We start from the raw sequence: 16,861 nt of genomic DNA, 5'->3' as shown, positions 1-16,861 counted from the left end.
CTCGACGCCTCTCAGAGCTTGATCTCGATGTCAACGCCGGCCGGAAGGTCCAGGCGCATCAGCGAGTCAACGGTCTTGGGAGTCGGGTCGAGGATGTCGATCAGGCGCTTGTGCGTGCGCATCTCGAAGTGCTCGCGCGAGTCCTTGTACTTGTGCGGCGACTTGATGACGCAGTACACGTTCTTCTCAGTGGGCAGCGGCACCGGGCCCGCGACCGACGCACCAGTGCGCGTCACCGTCTCGACGATCTTCTTCGCCGAGGAGTCGATGACCTCGTGGTCGTAGGCCTTGAGCCGGATGCGGATCTTCTGTCCCGCCATGGCTACTCCGTAGTCCTGTCTGTTGTGGAAACGCTCTGGCTCCCGGGCGGCTGTGGATCCCTCCACCGCTTCCCTCCGACCCACGCGGTCGGGCGTGTCGCACTCCCTCCAAGAAAATTCCCATACGGAAATTCCCTCGTCCAAGGGGGTGCGGTCCCAAGACCGCGCTTCGGGGGAGAAACACCCACCGGGTGCCTGGTCGGCCCCGTGCTGACACTTCCCAGAAGATTCCCGTACGTCCGTCCCCATTGCTGCCCCGAGGGACAGATAAGGACGACGAGTACTGTGGGACTCGCTTCCGGTCCTCCCGGCGGGAGGCGCGCAGCATCGGCACTCAACCGAGCAACTTGAGTAGTCTGCCACATGAGACACGTACTGCGCCAATCGGGCGCAGAACAATACCCCGCCGCGCGGACACGTCAAACCCTGCCACGCGACGGGGACCCCGTGCGGGGGCCTTGGCAGGCCCTTGCGGGGGCGGGTCGGGAGCGGATCAGGAGCGGAAGACGGTCCCGCACTCCTTCGGCAGCGCCGACACGTCCGTACTGCGGTCGTACGGATCGGTGACCGGTCCCGACGGTCGCGGGTCGGGCCGCGTCTGCTGCTCGGACGCGAACATCGGGTGCAGATAGCCTTCGCCGTCGCGCGAGCAGTCGTCGTTGCCGGCCGATTCGGCCCAGCTCACGATCTGCAACTTGCCGGGAGTCGCCGCTATCCGCTCGGGGTCGGCCAGGGCCACGGTGAGCTCTCGCCGCACGATGGTCCGCGCCACCTCGTCCGCGCCGGCGCGCGCCCGCACCAACGGGTACACGAAGGTGTAGTCGGAGTGCACCAGCACCTCTCCGGAGCGCGTGCTGTCGAACCACATGCGCCCGCGCGTCTTGACGATGTCGCCGTGCACCCGCGCCTGGGCCGGGTCGAAGCGGCTGAACAGCGCCAACGGGTCGGCGTCCTTGGTGGGCCGGTTCAGGGCCCGCTCCATCAACCCCCGGCCGTCGTCCTGCACCGGGTCCAGCAGCTCCAGGGCCACCTGCGGGCGCTCGCCGCGCAGGGTGGCCGGCTCCAGGTTGGCCGCCACCAACAACCGACCGGTCTTCGCGAGCGCGTCGGCCACCTGCTCGCGGGAGAGCCCGCCCGTGGGCTTCGCCTCGGGCAACTCGATGCCCGCGGCCCCGTCCGCCCACTGCCGGGCCGGGGAGCCGCGGAACGGGTCCTGGAGGGTCGGCCGGTCGGGGTCCTCCGGCGGGGGCGCGGCTGACGGCCGCGCGGTCTCGGCGGCGAGCGGGGCCGCGTTCGCGGCCTTCTCCCGGGCCTCCGTCTTCCCCGTGAGCCGGTCTATGACCAGCTCAGGCCGTACGGCGAGCACCGCGAGGGCGGCGATGAAGACGATGGCCGCGGTGGCCTTGAGCCGCCGCTTGCCCTTCCCGCGGCCCTCCATCTCCTGCCAGGCCGGCCCGGTCCGCCACCCGACCGGCTCGGCGGCCTCCCGGGCCTTGCGCGCCTTGCGCCCCTTCCAGCCCTTCTCCCGCGCCGCCCGCTCCTCGTCCTCGCGCCGCAGCCGCTCGGTCACCATCCGCGCCCGCGCCGACGGCTCCACCGGGGCCTCCCCGACCCCCGCGGCGGCCTGCTCCACGAACCGGGCCCACTCCTCGTCGGAAATGCCCGTCCCGCGCGCGTCGTCGCTCGTCCCCATGCCCCCACCTTGATATGTCCACACCATGCGCAGCGGAGCCTCTCACACCCCCGGGCCAGCTGTTTTCCGCCCCTGACCAAATCCGCACCGCCTGGCACCCCCCTGTCCGAGGCGCCGCTTACCCTTGCTCGAACCATGGGGGTGGATCTTGAATACCGACAACGGCAAAGACCTGGAGATGGACCCGGTCGCCGTCAAGAAACATCACGGACGGGCTCCGCGGTGCGATCGCCGAACTGCGCGAGTTCGCCCCGGACGCCGGCGCGACCGTGGGCGCGGGGCTCGAAAAGCTCACGTTGACCGGCATGGAGGCCGGCCACCCGGACGTCACCGCCGTCTTCCACGACCTCTGCACGCGCTGGGACTGGGGACTACGTGCCCTCGTAGGGGAGGTCAGTGGCCTGACGGCCGCGCTGAACATCTCAGCGGGGATGATCTGGGAGGAGGACCAGTACCGCAGGGGCACGTTCAAGGTCGCGGTCAACTCCGTGATCGGCAATCCGCACGCCGAAGAGGACACGGTCGAGAAGACCTCCTGGGACGACATCAAGGCACCGTTCCGCCAGGAGACCCCGGAAGAGGCCCAGAAGGCGCGCGACGAGTTCCGGCAGCAATGGGAACAGGCCAAGCGGGACGCGCTGACCAAGGGCCACAGCGCCCGATTGTTGGACGGGGCGGCCGCTGCCGGGGAGCTGGACCCCGCCGCCCTCGCGCTCGTGCGGGAACGGGCACGCCAAGCGGAGCACGACGCCGCCCAGGAGGGTGAGCGCTGATGGGGCGCGACCTCCAGGGGTGGCTGGACGCCGGTAAGAGGGCCATCGGCGACGGCGTCGAATGGGTCGGGCACAAGGCGGGGGCCGGGCTCGACGAGGTAGGACTCCACCAGGCCGCCGATGTCGTACGGGAGGGCACCGACAAGGTCGCGAACCGGCTCGGCGCGGAGGTCGAAGAGGCCGAGCTGGGCCACACCGACGACCCGAAGAAGCCGATCCACGGCAGCGCGTCCAAGCTCCGGGCGACCGCGTCGCACCTGACCGACTTCCAGTCAGCCTTCGACAAGACCGGCGAGGGCCTCAAGGGCCTCGACGAAGACGGCATCAAGGGCGCGGCCGCCGAAGGATTCCGGGTGCTCGCCCAGAAGCAGCCGCCGAAATGGTTCGCGGCCGCGGACGCCTTCGAGACGGCCGCGGGGGCCTTGAACCACTTCGCGGACACGGTGGAATGGGCCCAGGGCCGAGCCAAGGAGGCGTTGGACGAGTACACGATCGCCGTCAAGGCGTCCGAGGCGGCCCGCGACGCGTACAACAAACGGGTCGACACGTACAACGCGGCGATCCACAGCAAGCAGGATCCGCTGCCGGGCCGCCCGACGGGCTTCACCGACCCCGGGACCGCCGGCATCAAGGCGGCGCGGGAAAAGCTCGCCGAGGCGCGCCACCAGCGCGACGAGGCAGCCCGAACGGCCGTCCAAGCGCTGACGAAGGCGCGGGATGCCGCCCCGCCCCTGCCGTCCTTGGCCAAGCAACTGGTCTACGAGGGGGCCATTCGGGGACTCGGGCTGGAACACCAGGGCGGCGGGTTCATCAAGGGGCTGGCGAGCACGGTCGATTTCTTCCGTGCGGTCGACCCGTTGGACCCGTACAACCGCATGCATCCGACCGAGTACAAGATGCGGCTCACCGGCTTGGGTGTCGGCATGTTGACGATGGCCAACGACCCCGTCGGCGCCGGTTCCCTGATGTACGAGCAGTTCATGAAGGACCCCGACGAGGGCGTCGGCAAGATCTACGGCGAGCTCGCCGGATCGAAGGGGGCGAGCTCGGTCACCGGCGCGCTCCGCAGGTCCTCCGTCCTGAGCCGACTGGCGAACGGCAAACTGCCCAAGCCGCCCAAGCTCCCGGAAGGGCCCGACAGCCCGACCTCGACCCGCGAGCAGCTCACCGGCAACGAGGAGCGGAGTTCCCACCAGAAGAAGGACGTCCCTTGCGAGGGCGACCCGGTCGATGTGACGACGGGCCGGATGCTCCTGCCCCAGACGGACCTCGTCCTGCCGGGCTCGTTCCCCCTCGTGTTCAGCCGTACCTTCGAGTCCTCGTACCGCTCCGGCCGCTGGTTCGGCCCCACTTGGGCGTCGACGGTCGACCAGCGCCTGGAGATCGACACGCAGGGCGTCATCTTCGTCGGCGAGGACGGCAGCCTGCTGGCCTACCCGCACCCGGAGCAGGCCGGTCCGCCCGTCCTGCCCTCGCACGGCCGGCGCCGGCCGCTGACGCGTGACGCGGACGGCGGCTATACGGTCACCGATCCCGAGTCGGGACACGTACGCCACTTCTCGGAGGACGGCGCCTTCACCCAGCTGGACGACCGCAACGGCGCGTGGATCGCCGTCGAGTACGACGACGGCACCGGCGCCCCCCTCGCGATCAGCCACAGCGGCGGCTACGAGCTGCGCCTGACCTCCCGCGAAGGCCGAATAACCGGCCTCGCCCTCGGGGACGGCACCGAGGTCCTGCGCTACGGCTACACCGACGGTCACCTCACCGAGGTCACCAACTCCTCCGGTCGCCCCCTGCGCTTCGAGTACGACGTACTGGGCCGGATCACGTCGTGGACGGACACCAACGACCGCCGCTTCGACTACGTCTACGACGAGCAGCACCGCTGCATAGGCCAGTCCGGTACCAACGGACACCTGAACATCAGGTTCGCCTACGAGGACGGGGTCACGACCCTCACGGACTCGCTCGGGCACCGCAAACGGTTCCTGATCAACGAGCGCGCCCAAGTCGCCGCCGAGATCGACGCGGCGGGGGCGACGACGCGGTTCGAGTACGACCGCTGCAACCGCCTGATCTCCCGTACCGATCCGCTGGGCCGCACGGTCCGCCTGACGAACGACGCTGACGGCCGCCTGACCGCCGTCACGCGGCCGGACGGCAAGACTTCGCGGGCCGAGTACGACTCTCTCGGCCTCCCGGTACGGCTGATCGCCACGGACGGGACGGTGACCGCCCACACGTACGACGTCCAGGGCAACCGCACTTCCACGACCGACCCGTCCGGCGCGACCACGCAGTTCACCTACGATGCGCGCGGCCACCTGTCCTCGCTGACGGACGCCCTGGGCAAGACCAGCGTTTTCGTCTTCGACCGGGCCGGCCTGCTCGTCTCGATGACAGATCCGCTGGGCGCGACGACGACGTACACCCGCGACGCCTTCGGCCGACCGGTCACGGTGACCGACCCGCTGGGCCGCACGACCCGCCTGACCTGGAGCACCGAGGGCCGCCTGCTCCGCCGAGTGCACCCGGACGGCACGTCGGAATCGTGGACGTACGACGGGGAGGGCAACTGTCTGACGCACACCGACGCCGCGGGCGGTGTGACGGTCAACGAGTACGGAGACTTCGACCTCCTCACCGCCCGCACCGACCCGGACGGTGCCCGCCACACTTTCGACCACGACACGGAACTCCGCCTCACCTCGGTCACCAACCCCCAAGGTCTCACCTGGAGTTACACCTACTCCCCCACCGGCGACCTGGCCACGGAGACGGACTTCGACGGTCGCACCCTCGCCTACGAGTACGACGCGGCCGGCGCCCTCACGACCCGCACCAATGCGCTGGGCGAGGCGGTCGCCTACACCCGCAACGCGCTCGGGCGGATCACCCGCAAGACCACCGCCTCGGGCCCGACGGTGTACGGCTACGACGGCTCCGACCGCCTGACCTCGCTGATCTCGCCGGAGTCCTCGATCACCTGGCTCCGCGACGGGACGGGCCGGGTCCTGGCCGAGACCGTCGACGGGCGCACGCTCACGTACGCCTACGACGCCCTGGGCCGCCGCACGACCCGCACCACGCCCACGGGCGCGCAGTCGCACTGGACCTATGACGCGGCGGGCCACCGCACCGCCCTGACCACTGCCGGCCGCACGATCACCTTCGAGCGCGACGCAGCCGGGCAGGAGCTCACCCGCACCCTGGGCCCGGCGCTCTCCCTCACCCATGAGTACGACCTGCTGGGCCGCCGTACCGCCCAATCCGTCATCGGCCAGGACGGCCGGACCCTCCAGCGGCGCGGCTACGGCTACCGCACGGACGGCTGCCTCACCGGGATCGACGACTCCCTGACCGGCCCGCGCACCTTCACCCTCGACGCGGCGGCCCGCGTCACCGCGGTGGATGCCGGCTCGTGGTCGGAGCGGTACGCCTACGACGAGGCCGGCAACCAGACCCATGCCACCTGGCCGGACCGCCACGCCGGCTCCGACGCGCAGGGCGGCCGCTCGTACACGGGCACCCGCCTCACCCGTGCGGGAGCGATCCGCTACGAGCACGACGCACTCGGCCGGGTCACCCTGCGCCAGAAGACCCGGCTCTCCCGCAAGCCGGAGACCTGGCGCTACGAGTGGAACGCCGACGACCAGCTATCGGCGGTCACCACCCCGGACGGCACCCGCTGGCGGTACACGTACGACCCCCTGGGCCGCCGCACGGCGAAACAACGCCTCACGGACACGGGCGCGATCTCGGAAGAGGTCACCTTCACCTGGGACGGCGCCACGCTCTGCGAACAGTCCACCGGTCCGGTCACCCTCACGTGGACCCACCAGGGCTTGCACCCGGTCACCCAGTCGGAGCGCATCGACGACGACACGGTGGACGACCGCTTCTTCGCCATCGTCACCGACCTGATCGGCACCCCGACCGAACTCCTCGCGGAGGACGGCACCACGGCCTGGCGGACCCGTACCACCCTCTGGGGCACGACTACCTGGAACCGCGACGCGACGGCCTACACCCCCCTCCGCTTCCCGGGCCAGTACTTTGACCCCGAAACCGCCCTCCACCACAACGTCTTCCGCACCTACGACCCCGAAACGGCCCGCTACCTCACCCCGGACCCCCTGGGCCTTTCCCCCGCCCCCAACCCGACCACCTACGTCCACAACCCCCACACCTGGTCCGACCCCCTGGGCCTCGCCCCTTGTCCCCCCAACGCTCACCTCGGAGATCTTCCAGTCCACAGCAACCTGGACCGGTTCTATGTCCGCGCCGATGAACTCATTCAAAATAGGATTGCGAGTCATCCGCTGACCGAGGCACAGATGAATGGGGGCGAGGTGGTGGGACACGGCGGCGTCAGGAACCTCACGAACGAAGAACTGGTGAAATTCGGCGGCCCACAGGGTGACGACCCGATTAGCGGGTACCGAGATTGGTCGATGACGGATTCGATTCAATACCCGGGATCCGAAATACACATAACTGGCGGCCATCACCGCACTGCCGAAATAGTTCGACGGATCAACACAGGAGAGTTCGACCCTCATACACTCATCGAATTTCAGATAAGGAAGTGAGTCATGCGCCGCGTCTCAGTTCCCGGCGACGCATCAACCATTGCACATGTCTTCACAAGTGCCGCAGACGGCCACACAGAAATTTGGGTATTGCTGACCGACGAGAGCGAACAGATCTACTTCGGAGGGTGGCGTCATCCTCGCAGCAGTCGCCCTGCCCAAAATTTTGATGACTTCCTCAGTAAAGTCAAGGATTCCCATGTCGGGCATCACGCACCCAAGGCAGGGGGATCCTCACCGACAGTTGACGACCATCTGTTTGTCGCAGGGTGGGAAACCTGGGGCCCCGGCATACCCGCGCCCCTGCTTCAGCGGGCTAAGTTTGAGGAACCGAGCGAACAGGTTTGGAACCTTCCGGAGCTTTTGGCCGATCATTCATTTTGGTCGGGAGATAGGCCGTGAGCACTCGTACGCAGACCTACAGCTACGTAGGACCGCAGGAGCTTCTCGCCTTCGTCCAGCCACACCGAATTGGGCGTGAAATTCTGTCAATCAGAGACCTGCACCCTAGCGACTCCAGCCATGCACACACATTCACAGTCGGCATGGAGGGCGCACTGAGGATTGCGTCACGTCACAGCGAGCACGTGGTATGCGCTGGAGGACTACCGGTACTAGCGGCTGGAGAGATCACCCTCAAGTTCGAACATTCCGGCTGGACTGCAATCGAAGCAAGTAATCAATCCACGGGATACTGCCCTGACCTTGCATCGTGGGAAGCGTTGGCTGATGCGCTGGGTCGAGCCGGGATCACTCCGCCCGAGGGATTTACTCACCCGGTTGTTTTCCGGCGGTGCCCGCAATGCCAAGAGTGCAACATCGTCAGGGACAATTGGTTCGTTTGTGTTTTTTGCGACTCCGATCTGCCCGAAACGTGGAACATACGCTGAACGGGAGCGGCAGCGCATCCGTGTACCTCGACAGGGGCCTTTCACGGGGGTTGTCGGGCATATGCTCGGCGCGACAACTCCAGACATACGTCGGCCCCCGACGGGACTCGCAATCCCGGCGGGGGCCTGGCCTACCAGGAAGACAAGACCTTCCCGATGGATACCCAGAAGCCTAACCCCGTCGTGCTCGCCTCCGGGCGCAATCGCGACGATGCCCCCCGATCAGGTGTCATCCACGTCAACGTGCGGCACGCCCGCCGCTTCACCGTGGTCGGCAACCACCTCGCCCAGCACGCGGAGATGTCCCTCGTCGCGATCGGTCTGGCCCTGCACATCCAGTCGCTGCCGGCCGGCGCCCGCATCGGCATCAAGGACCTCGCCGCCCGGTTCCCCGAGAGCGAGCACCGCATCGCCCGGGCCCTGCGCGAGCTGGAGGTGTACGGCTACCTGGAGCGGACCCTCGTACGGCTGCCCGGCGGGCAGGTGATCACCCGGACCGTGTCCTACAATCGCCCCGGGCGCCTGGAGAGTGACGAGAACCCCGGCCCGGCGCCCGCCCCGGCCCCCGCCGCAGACCCCCCTCCGGCAACCGTCCCGGCCCCCGACACCCCGGCCCCGCCCGCCCCAGCGCCCGCCGCCCCCGTCGCCGCTCCGCCCGTCGCCCCGCAGGCCACCCACACCCCGCAGGCCGCCCCCGCCCCGCCGAGCGCCACCGCCCAGCCCCTCCCCCAACCGGAGAACCCCGACAACCCCTGGCGGCGTGACGCGGCCGTCTCCGTCCTGACCGACCTGCGCTGCGAAGACCCCCGCCTCCTGCTCGGCCGGCAGGACATCGAGCGGCTCGCCCCCGCCGTCGAGGCATGGCTGGAGCGCGGGGCCCGCCCCGACGGCATCACCGCGGTGCTCACGGCCAACCTGTCGCCGCGGCCCCGCAATCCCGCCGGGCTGCTCGCCTACCGGCTCACCGTCCAGCTGCCGCCCGCCCTGGCCGCGACGCCCCGCCCGGAAGCCCACGTGCCACCGGACCCCTTCCAGAACTGCACGGACGAGACCAGCGGCCTGGCCTTCCGCGCCCTGGAACCGGGCCTGTGCGGAGAATGCCTGGCCGACGCCGCCGACGCCGCCGTCGCCTAGGCCCCTCGCCCATCGCGCCGCCGGGATACGGCGGCGGGTACGACGAAGGGCCCCTCCCCCGGCGCCGAAGCGTCGGGGAAGGGGCCCCTCTGTCGAACATGGTGCCCGCTCGCGCGAGCTACCAGGTCAGAGCACGAATTACTTCGTGATCTTGGTGACCTGGCCGGCGCCCACGGTACGACCACCCTCGCGGATGGCGAACTTCAGGCCCTCTTCCATCGCGACCGGCTGGATGAGGGAGACCGTCATGTCGGTGTTGTCACCGGGCATGACCATCTCGGTGCCCTCAGGCAGGGTCACAACGCCCGTCACGTCCGTGGTACGGAAGTAGAACTGCGGGCGGTAGTTGTTGAAGAACGGGGTGTGACGGCCACCCTCGTCCTTCGACAGGATGTACGCGGCGGCCTCGAACTCGGTGTGCGGCGTGACCGAACCGGGCTTGATGATGACCTGGCCGCGCTCGACGTCCTCGCGCTTGATGCCACGGAGGAGCAGACCGACGTTCTCACCGGCCTGGCCCTCGTCGAGGAGCTTGCGGAACATCTCGATGCCGGTGACCGTGGTGGTGGTCTTCTCTTCCTTGATACCGATGATGTCGACGGTCTCGTTGACCTTCAGGACACCACGCTCGATACGGCCGGTGACGACCGTACCGCGACCGGTGATCGTGAAGACGTCCTCGACCGGCATCAGGAAGGGCTTGTCGGTGTCGCGCGGCGGGGTCGGGATGGCCTCGTCCACGGCGTCCATCAGGCCGAGGAGCTTGTCACCCCACTCCTTGTCGCCCTCGAGCGCCTTCAGCGCGGAGACCTGGACGACCGGCAGGTCGTCGCCCGGGAAGTCGTACTCGGAGAGCAGCTCACGGACCTCGAGCTCGACGAGCTCCAGGATCTCCTCGTCGTCCACCATGTCGGCCTTGTTCAGGGCGACGACGATGTACGGAACGCCGACCTGGCGGGCCAGGAGCACGTGCTCCTTGGTCTGCGGCATCGGGCCGTCGGTGGCGGCGACCACGAGGATGGCACCGTCCATCTGCGCGGCACCGGTGATCATGTTCTTGATGTAGTCCGCGTGACCCGGGCAGTCGACGTGGGCGTAGTGACGCGCCTCGGTCTGGTACTCGACGTGCGCGATCGAGATGGTGATACCGCGCTGGCGCTCCTCAGGAGCCTTGTCGATCTGATCGAAGGCCGAAGCCGCGTTCAGGTCCGGGTACTTGTCGTGCAGCACCTTGGTAATGGCGGCCGTGAGGGTCGTCTTACCGTGGTCAATGTGACCAATGGTGCCGATGTTGACGTGCGGCTTAGTCCGCTCGAACTTCGCCTTCGCCACGGGGGTCCTCCTGAGAGTGGTTCTGTACGCCTTACAGATCGGCGCCAGGTGATCTTTGCTGGGATGCCAGTCCCCCGGGGCAATGGGAGCGGGTTGCTCCTGTTGCCCCAGAGGTACCGGTGACAAGCCTAAAGCGTGGACTCCGAAGAGTTACTCGCCCTTGGCCTTCGCGATGATCTCCTCAGCGACGTTCCGGGGAACCTCGGCGTAGGAGTCGAACTGCATCGAGTAGCTGGCGCGACCCGAGGTCTTGCTGCGGAGGTCTCCGACGTAGCCGAACATCTCCGAAAGCGGCACGAGGCCCTTCACGATGCGAGCACCGTGACGCTCGTCCATGGCCTGGATCTGGCCACGACGAGAGTTGATGTCGCCGATGACCTCACCCATGTAGTCCTCGGGCGTGGTGACCTCAACGGCCATCATCGGCTCAAGGAGCACGGGAGAAGCCTTGCGCGCGGCCTCCTTGAAGGCCTGCGAACCGGCGATCTTGAACGCGAGTTCGGAGGAGTCGACCTCGTGGTAACCACCGTCGAGAAGAATGACGCGGACGCCAGTCATCTCGTAGCCGGCGAGGATGCCGAACTTCATGGCTTCCTGGGCACCGGCGTCCACCGACGGGATGTACTCACGCGGGATACGTCCACCGGTGACCTTGTTGACGAACTCGTAAGCCGCCTCGCCGCCCTCGATGGGCTCGATCGCGATCTGCACCTTGGCGAACTGACCGGTACCACCGGTCTGCTTCTTGTGGGTGTAGTCGTGACGCTCGACGGACTTGCGGATCGTCTCGCGGTAGGCCACCTGCGGCTTGCCGACGTTCGCCTCGACCTTGAACTCGCGACGCATGCGGTCGACGAGGATGTCGAGGTGAAGCTCGCCCATACCACCGATGATGGTCTGGCCGGTCTCCTCGTCCGAGTGAACCTGGAAGGAGGGGTCCTCCTCCGCGAGACGCTGGATGGCGACACCCAGCTTCTCCTGGTCACCCTTGGACTTGGGCTCGATGGCGACCTGGATGACCGGGGCCGGGAAGTCCATGGACTCCAGGATGACCGGGGCCTTCTCGTCGCACAGCGTCTCACCGGTGGTGGTCTGCTTCAGGCCCATGACGGCGACGATGTCACCGGCGCCCACCGACTCGATCTCCTCACGCTTGTTCGCGTGCATGCGGTAGATCTTGCCGATGCGCTCCTTCTTGCCCTTGACGGAGTTCAGCACCGCGGTGCCGGCCTCCAGGCGACCGGAGTAGATCCGGACGAAGGTGAGCTTACCGAGGTGCGGGTCGCTCGCGATCTTGAACGCGAGGGCCGACAGCGGCTCGGAGTCGGCCGGCTTGCGCTTGACGACGACCTCCGCGTCCTTGACGTCGTGGCCCTCGATGGCCTCGACGTCCAGGGGGGAAGGCAGGTAGCGCACGACGGCGTCGAGCAGGGGCTGGACGCCCTTGTTCTTGAACGCGGTGCCGCAGAACACGGGGGTGACGGTGGTGTCGCCGCCCTTGCCGGACGCGATGGTGATACGACGGACGGCGGCGTAGAGCTGCTCCTCGGTGGGCTCGGTGCCCTCCAGGAACAGTTCCATCATCTGCTCGTCGTTCTCGGCGACCGTCTCGACCAGCTTGGCGCGCCATTCCTCGGCGGCCTCGGTGTGCGAGGCGGGGATGTCGACGACGTCGTACATCTCGCCCTTGGATGCCTCGGCGGACCAGACAAGAGCCTTCATGCGGACCAGGTCGACAACGCCCTGGAAGTCCATCTCGGAGCCGATGGGCAGCTGCATGACGATCGGGGTCGCGCCGAGGCGGTCCACGATCATGTCCACGCAGCGGTGGAACTCGGCGCCGGTACGGTCCAGCTTGTTGACGAAGCAGATGCGCGGCACGCCGTAACGGTCGGCCTGACGCCAGACCGTCTCGGACTGCGGCTCCACACCGGCGACACCGTCGAAGACGGTGACGGCACCGTCGAGGACGCGGAGCGAACGCTCCACCTCTACGGTGAAGTCGACGTGACCCGGGGTGTCGATGATGTTGATGGTGTGGTCGACCTCGTCAAGAGGCCAGTGGCAGGTCGTCGCGGCAGACGTGATGGTGATACCACGCTCCTGCTCCTGCTCCATCCAGTCCATCGTGGCAGCGCCGTCGTGGACCTCACCGATCTTGTACGACACACCGGTGTAGAACAGGATGCGCTCGGTGGTGGTCGTCTTGCCCGCGTCGATGTGGGCCATGATCCCGATGTTGCGGACCTTGGCCAGGTCAAGCGAAGTGGTAGCCATAAGGCTTCGGTCTTCTCTCGGTCTCGATGTGGGGTGGGACTACCAGCGGTAGTGCGCGAAGGCCTTGTTGGACTCGGCCATCTTGTGCGTGTCCTCGCGCTTCTTGACGGCAGCGCCAAGACCGTTGGAGGCGTCGAGCAGCTCGTTCATGAGGCGCTCGGTCATGGTCTTCTCACGGCGGGCGCGGGAGTAACCCACGAGCCAGCGCAGCGCGAGGGTCGACTGGCGACCCGGCTTGACCTCGACCGGAACCTGGTAGGTCGCGCCACCGACACGGCGGGACTTGACCTCGAGGGACGGCTTGACGTTCTCCAGCGCGCGCTTCAGCGTGATGACCGGGTCGTTGCCGGTCTTCTCGCGGAGGCCTTCCATGGCGCCGTAGACGATGCGCTCGGCGGTGGAGCGCTTGCCGTTCAGGAGGATCTTGTTGATGAGCGACGTCACCAGAGGAGATGCGTAGACCGGGTCGATGATGACCGGGCGCTTCGGGGCGGGGCCCTTACGAGGCATTCTTACTTCTCCTTCTTGGCGCCGTAGCGGCTGCGGGCCTGCTTGCGGTTCTTGACAGCCTGGGTGTCAAGCGCACCGCGGATGATCTTGTAACGAACACCCGGCAGGTCCTTCACACGGCCACCACGCACGAGCACGATCGAGTGCTCCTGCAGGTTGTGTCCCTCACCCGGAATGTAAGCGGTGACCTCGATGCCGGAGGTCAGACGCACACGCGCGACCTTACGGAGCGCCGAGTTCGGCTTCTTCGGGGTGGTCGTGAACACACGCGTGCAGACGCCGCGACGCTGGGGCGAAGCCTCAAGCGCGGGGGTCTTTGTCTTCTCGACCTTGTCCTGCCGGCCCTTACGGACCAGCTGCTGGATCGTAGGCACTACTTCTCCGGTTTCTGTGTGCCGTGTAGTGAAGCTAACCTGGAACGTTGCCGACCCACGCGGTCGGGTGTGTCGGATCCGGTGGAGCTCCGCGCTAACGGAGATCACGTGGATCGCGGTGGCTTGATGCGGCTCTTATGCGGGTGATGGACACGCACGGGAGCCCAGGCACACCCCAGGCACAAGGTCTGAGCGTACCCATCCCATCCACTCCGGTCAAAACAAAAGCCCGGCGCCCGCCGCGCGGCCCGCACCCCCGCAGACCAGCAGGCCAGACGCGGCACGGGATTGGGCCCCGGAGCCCACCCCCGCACGGGCTCTGATGTGCGGAACCCGCGCACATGTGGTACGTGGCCGCGCGCTCCCCGCGCCGCCCTAGACTGACGAGCCGGACAAACCGCCACCGGCGAAGTCGATCAGCAGGGAGCAGCGCATTGGGAACCGTGGCCTCGGAGCCCACCACGCGGGAAGCTCCCGCCCGGCGGCGGCCCGCCTCGACCCGGCGCCGCCTGGGCCGCCTGCGCGGCCCACTGCTCGCCTTCCTCGTCACCTCGGGCGCGTTCTGCGCGGCCTGGGTGGCCCGCGGCACCTTCCCCTTCGGGAACACCGGCCGCGCCCTCAACGACCAGGCCAACCAGTACGTGCCCTTCCACCGCGCCCTGTGGGACCTGGTGCACGGGCAGGCCGCCGGTGACCTGCTGTTCAGCTGGCGCGGGGGGTTCGGGCAGCAGTTTCTGTCCGACTACTACACCTACCTCGGCAACCCGTTCTCCTGGCTCGCCGTCCTCGTCCCCCGGGCCCACGTCGACCTCGCCGTCTTCGTCGTCACCCCCCTGACGATGGGCACCGCGGCCGCCGTGATGACGGTGTACCTCGGCAAGCTGCACCCCGGCCCGTGGTGGCAGCGCGGGGTCCTCGGAGCGACGTACGGACTGTGCGGGTGGGCGCTCAGCGACGCCTCGTACATCCCGATGTGGCTGTGGGGTCTGGTGGCCCTGCCGCTGCTCGGCATCGCCGTCGAGTGGTGTCTGGAGCAGCGGCGCTGGCCCGGTGTCGCGCTGTTCGTCGCGCTCGCCTGGTTCGGGAACTTCTACACCGCGATGATGGCGACGATGGCCGCCTGCGTGCTCCTGGCGATCCGGCTGGCCACGCGCGAGATGAGCGGGTCCGAGCGGCTGCGCGCCGTGTGGCGGGCGGCCACGGCCACCGTCACGGGCGTCTTCCTCACCCTGCCCCTGCTCCTGCCGTCCTTCCTGTCCAGCGGCGCCGCGCAGCCCACCCGGGCGGGCTCCTTCGAGCCGGTCCGGATCGAGATCCTGCTCGCCGGGATGCTGCCCGCCACGCACCTGTGGGGCGGCCGGCCGCGACTGTACGTGGCCTCCCTCGGGCTGATCCTGGCAGGCGCGTTCCTCTTCAACTCCACGATCGCGCGCAAGACCCGCCTGGTGTGGGCGGGTGCGACGCTGCTGGTGCTCGCCTCGTTCCAGTTCCCGCCGACCCAGTACGTGTGGCACGGCCTGGCGGTCCCGAACGGCAACCCGTACCGCGAGGCCTTCGTGTTCAGCGGCATGGTGGTGATCGCCGCCTGGCTGGCGCTCGCCCACCGCCCGCGCCCGCCGCACCTCGCGCTGTCGGCCGCCCTGCTGGTGCTGGCCACCTTCGTGCTGCGGCACACCGACGACTTCGGCGGCTGGACCTGGCCGGCCGTGCTCGGCGGCGGGGCCCTGTCGCTGCTCGCGCTGGTCCTGCTCTCCCTCGGCGAGAAGCGCCGCCGGCTCGTCCCGATCGCGGCCGCGCTGATGGTCGGCGTCGTCTTCGCGGAATCCACCGCCGCCGCGCTCAACGCCGACACCCGGCGGGCCCGCGAACGCTGGGCGGCGCCCGCCGCCACCTCCAACGCGTCGATCAGCCGGCACTTCGACGCGGTCCGGGCGGTCGACGGCTGGCCCGCGTACCGGACCGACTCCGGCGCGCCCCAGACCTCGTACAACGACGCCCTGGCCCTGCGCGCGGAGGGGCCGCAGTACTACAGCAGCTACCTCCCCGAGGCCACGTACCAGGCCCTGGAGCCCCTGGGATACGGCTTCAAGAACGACGGCCGGACCTTCTTCGGCGCCGACAACCCGGTCCTCGACGCGATCTTCTCGATCGGCGCGCGGGTACGGCCGGGAGACGCGAAGAACACTTGGACCGCGGCGACGTTCCCCGCCCCGCCCCTGGTCACCCTGCGCGGCGGCGGCTACGCCTCCCCCAACCCGGCGGACAGCGTGTACGCCCGCCAGGAGAACGTCCTGGGCGCGACCGTCTACCAGGTCCCGCAGGTCACCCGCGGCGGCACCGCCACCGCCCAGACGTACGCGGCCCAGTGCGCCCCCGGCTCCGCCGCCTACTGGTACTCCCCCGAGCTCTTCGGCACGCTCTCCCAGGGCTCCCTCACCCGCCCCCTCCAGGACCGCATGAGCGGGGTGGTCCCCCTCGGCACGGTCCCCGCCTCGGGCCGCCTCGACGTCACGGTCGCCACGCACACCGCGCACGCCACCGCCGGCGCCCACCCCATCGGCTGCCTGGACCGCCCGGCGCTCGACTCGACGGTCCGCCGGCTCACCACCACCGGCGCCACGCGGGTCTCCGCGGCCGGCCACACCATCGAAGCCACCCTCCCGAAGGGCTCCGCGGGCACCGCCGTCTTCGCGATGACCGCCGTCCCGGGCTGGCAGTGCTCCGCCCCGATCCGCCCCTTCCACGGCCTGGTCGCCCTCGCCGTGCCCGCGGGCACCACGAAGGTCTCCTGCACCTTCACCCCGAAGGGCCTCACCCCCGGCCTCGCCGCCGCCACCCTGGCCCTGCTGGCCCTGGCCTCCGTCACGGTCGCCTCCCGCCGCCGCCGTCACTGACGGCCCCGGCCCAGGACCGGGCCCGGGCTGAGGCTGGGGCTGGGGCTGGGGGCCCGGCCGGACCCCCGG

The 16,861-nt window shown here is 68.8% G+C and carries 11 protein-coding genes; 5 read left to right on the top strand and 6 right to left on the bottom strand.

The window, feature by feature from the left end:
* Window positions 1-11: 11 nt before the first annotated feature.
* Together rpsJ and ACFVXJ_RS16180 are read right to left on the bottom strand one after the other, a co-directional pair.
* The gene (rpsJ, locus tag ACFVXJ_RS16185; protein WP_003948644.1) at window positions 12-320 is read right to left on the bottom strand and encodes a 30S ribosomal protein S10; all 309 of its coding nucleotides are present in this window, start codon (window positions 318-320) and stop codon (window positions 12-14) included.
* A 493-nt stretch (window positions 321-813) separates the two neighbouring features.
* The gene (locus tag ACFVXJ_RS16180; RefSeq protein ID WP_389662324.1) at window positions 814-2,013 is read right to left on the bottom strand and encodes a hypothetical protein; all 1,200 of its coding nucleotides are present in this window, start codon (window positions 2,011-2,013) and stop codon (window positions 814-816) included.
* Between the two features lie 305 nt (window positions 2,014-2,318).
* Between ACFVXJ_RS16180 and ACFVXJ_RS16175 the strand changes: the two genes are divergently transcribed.
* From ACFVXJ_RS16175 to ACFVXJ_RS16160, 4 genes are all read left to right on the top strand, one after another.
* On the top strand, window positions 2,319-2,786 hold the full coding sequence (locus ACFVXJ_RS16175) for a hypothetical protein (RefSeq protein ID WP_389662323.1): 468 nt from the start codon (window positions 2,319-2,321) through the stop codon (window positions 2,784-2,786).
* Window positions 2,786-7,381 (top strand): putative T7SS-secreted protein, encoded by a 4,596-nt coding sequence (locus tag ACFVXJ_RS16170; RefSeq protein WP_389662322.1) that lies wholly within the window; start codon window positions 2,786-2,788, stop codon window positions 7,379-7,381. Before ACFVXJ_RS16175 ends, ACFVXJ_RS16170 begins: the two co-directional genes overlap by 1 nt.
* A 3-nt stretch (window positions 7,382-7,384) precedes the next feature.
* A complete protein-coding gene (locus ACFVXJ_RS16165) occupies window positions 7,385-7,783 on the top strand; it encodes a hypothetical protein (RefSeq protein WP_389662321.1) in 399 nt (132 codons plus the stop codon).
* A 644-nt stretch (window positions 7,784-8,427) separates the two neighbouring features.
* Window positions 8,428-9,405 carry a hypothetical protein gene (locus ACFVXJ_RS16160; protein ID WP_389662320.1) on the top strand — a complete coding sequence of 326 codons (978 nt, stop codon included), beginning with the start codon at window positions 8,428-8,430 and terminating at the stop codon, window positions 9,403-9,405.
* Window positions 9,406-9,543: 138 nt separating this feature from the next.
* On the opposite strand, the gene tuf is transcribed toward ACFVXJ_RS16160, so the two are convergent.
* The 4 genes from tuf to rpsL all read right to left on the bottom strand — a co-directional run bounded on the left by tuf (window position 9,544) and on the right by rpsL (window position 13,898).
* Window positions 9,544-10,737 (bottom strand): elongation factor Tu, encoded by a 1,194-nt coding sequence (gene tuf / locus ACFVXJ_RS16155; protein ID WP_361312440.1) that lies wholly within the window; start codon window positions 10,735-10,737, stop codon window positions 9,544-9,546.
* Window positions 10,738-10,887: 150 nt separating this feature from the next.
* Complete coding sequence (gene fusA, locus ACFVXJ_RS16150; RefSeq protein ID WP_136213221.1) at window positions 10,888-13,014, bottom strand: elongation factor G; 2,127 nt, start codon at window positions 13,012-13,014, stop codon at window positions 10,888-10,890.
* Between the two features lie 39 nt (window positions 13,015-13,053).
* Entirely contained in the window at window positions 13,054-13,524 is a 471-nt protein-coding gene (gene rpsG, locus ACFVXJ_RS16145) for a 30S ribosomal protein S7 (RefSeq protein WP_007265894.1), read from the bottom strand.
* A gap of 2 nt (window positions 13,525-13,526) precedes the next feature.
* Window positions 13,527-13,898 (bottom strand): 30S ribosomal protein S12, encoded by a 372-nt coding sequence (rpsL, locus tag ACFVXJ_RS16140; RefSeq protein WP_007265893.1) that lies wholly within the window; start codon window positions 13,896-13,898, stop codon window positions 13,527-13,529.
* A gap of 443 nt (window positions 13,899-14,341) precedes the next feature.
* Here rpsL and ACFVXJ_RS16135 point away from each other — a divergent pair, with 443 nt between their 5' ends.
* Window positions 14,342-16,792: a YfhO family protein gene (locus tag ACFVXJ_RS16135; protein ID WP_389662462.1), complete on the top strand. Its 2,451-nt coding sequence runs from the start codon at window positions 14,342-14,344 to the stop codon at window positions 16,790-16,792.
* Window positions 16,793-16,861: the final 69 nt, after the last annotated feature.

This window comes from Streptomyces sp. NPDC058279 (assembly GCF_042881255.1).
Classification (GTDB): Bacteria; Actinomycetota; Actinomycetes; order Streptomycetales; family Streptomycetaceae; genus Streptomyces.
The sequence above is the reverse complement of the archived record's forward strand: the minus strand, read 5'-3'. Positions and strand labels throughout refer to the sequence as shown.

Excerpts from the sequence above, each read along its gene's own strand:
- rpsJ (WP_003948644.1), bottom strand. The coding sequence starts at position 320 with ATGGCGGGACAGAAGATCCGCATCCGGCTCAAGGCCTACGACCACGAG.
- ACFVXJ_RS16180 (WP_389662324.1), bottom strand. The coding sequence starts at position 2,013 with ATGGGGACGAGCGACGACGCGCGCGGGACGGGCATTTCCGACGAGGAG.
- ACFVXJ_RS16175 (WP_389662323.1), top strand. The coding sequence starts at position 2,319 with ATGGAGGCCGGCCACCCGGACGTCACCGCCGTCTTCCACGACCTCTGC.
- ACFVXJ_RS16170 (WP_389662322.1), top strand. The coding sequence starts at position 2,786 with ATGGGGCGCGACCTCCAGGGGTGGCTGGACGCCGGTAAGAGGGCCATC.
- ACFVXJ_RS16165 (WP_389662321.1), top strand. The coding sequence starts at position 7,385 with ATGCGCCGCGTCTCAGTTCCCGGCGACGCATCAACCATTGCACATGTC.
- ACFVXJ_RS16160 (WP_389662320.1), top strand. The coding sequence starts at position 8,428 with ATGGATACCCAGAAGCCTAACCCCGTCGTGCTCGCCTCCGGGCGCAAT.
- fusA (WP_136213221.1), bottom strand. The coding sequence starts at position 13,014 with ATGGCTACCACTTCGCTTGACCTGGCCAAGGTCCGCAACATCGGGATC.
- rpsG (WP_007265894.1), bottom strand. The coding sequence starts at position 13,524 with ATGCCTCGTAAGGGCCCCGCCCCGAAGCGCCCGGTCATCATCGACCCG.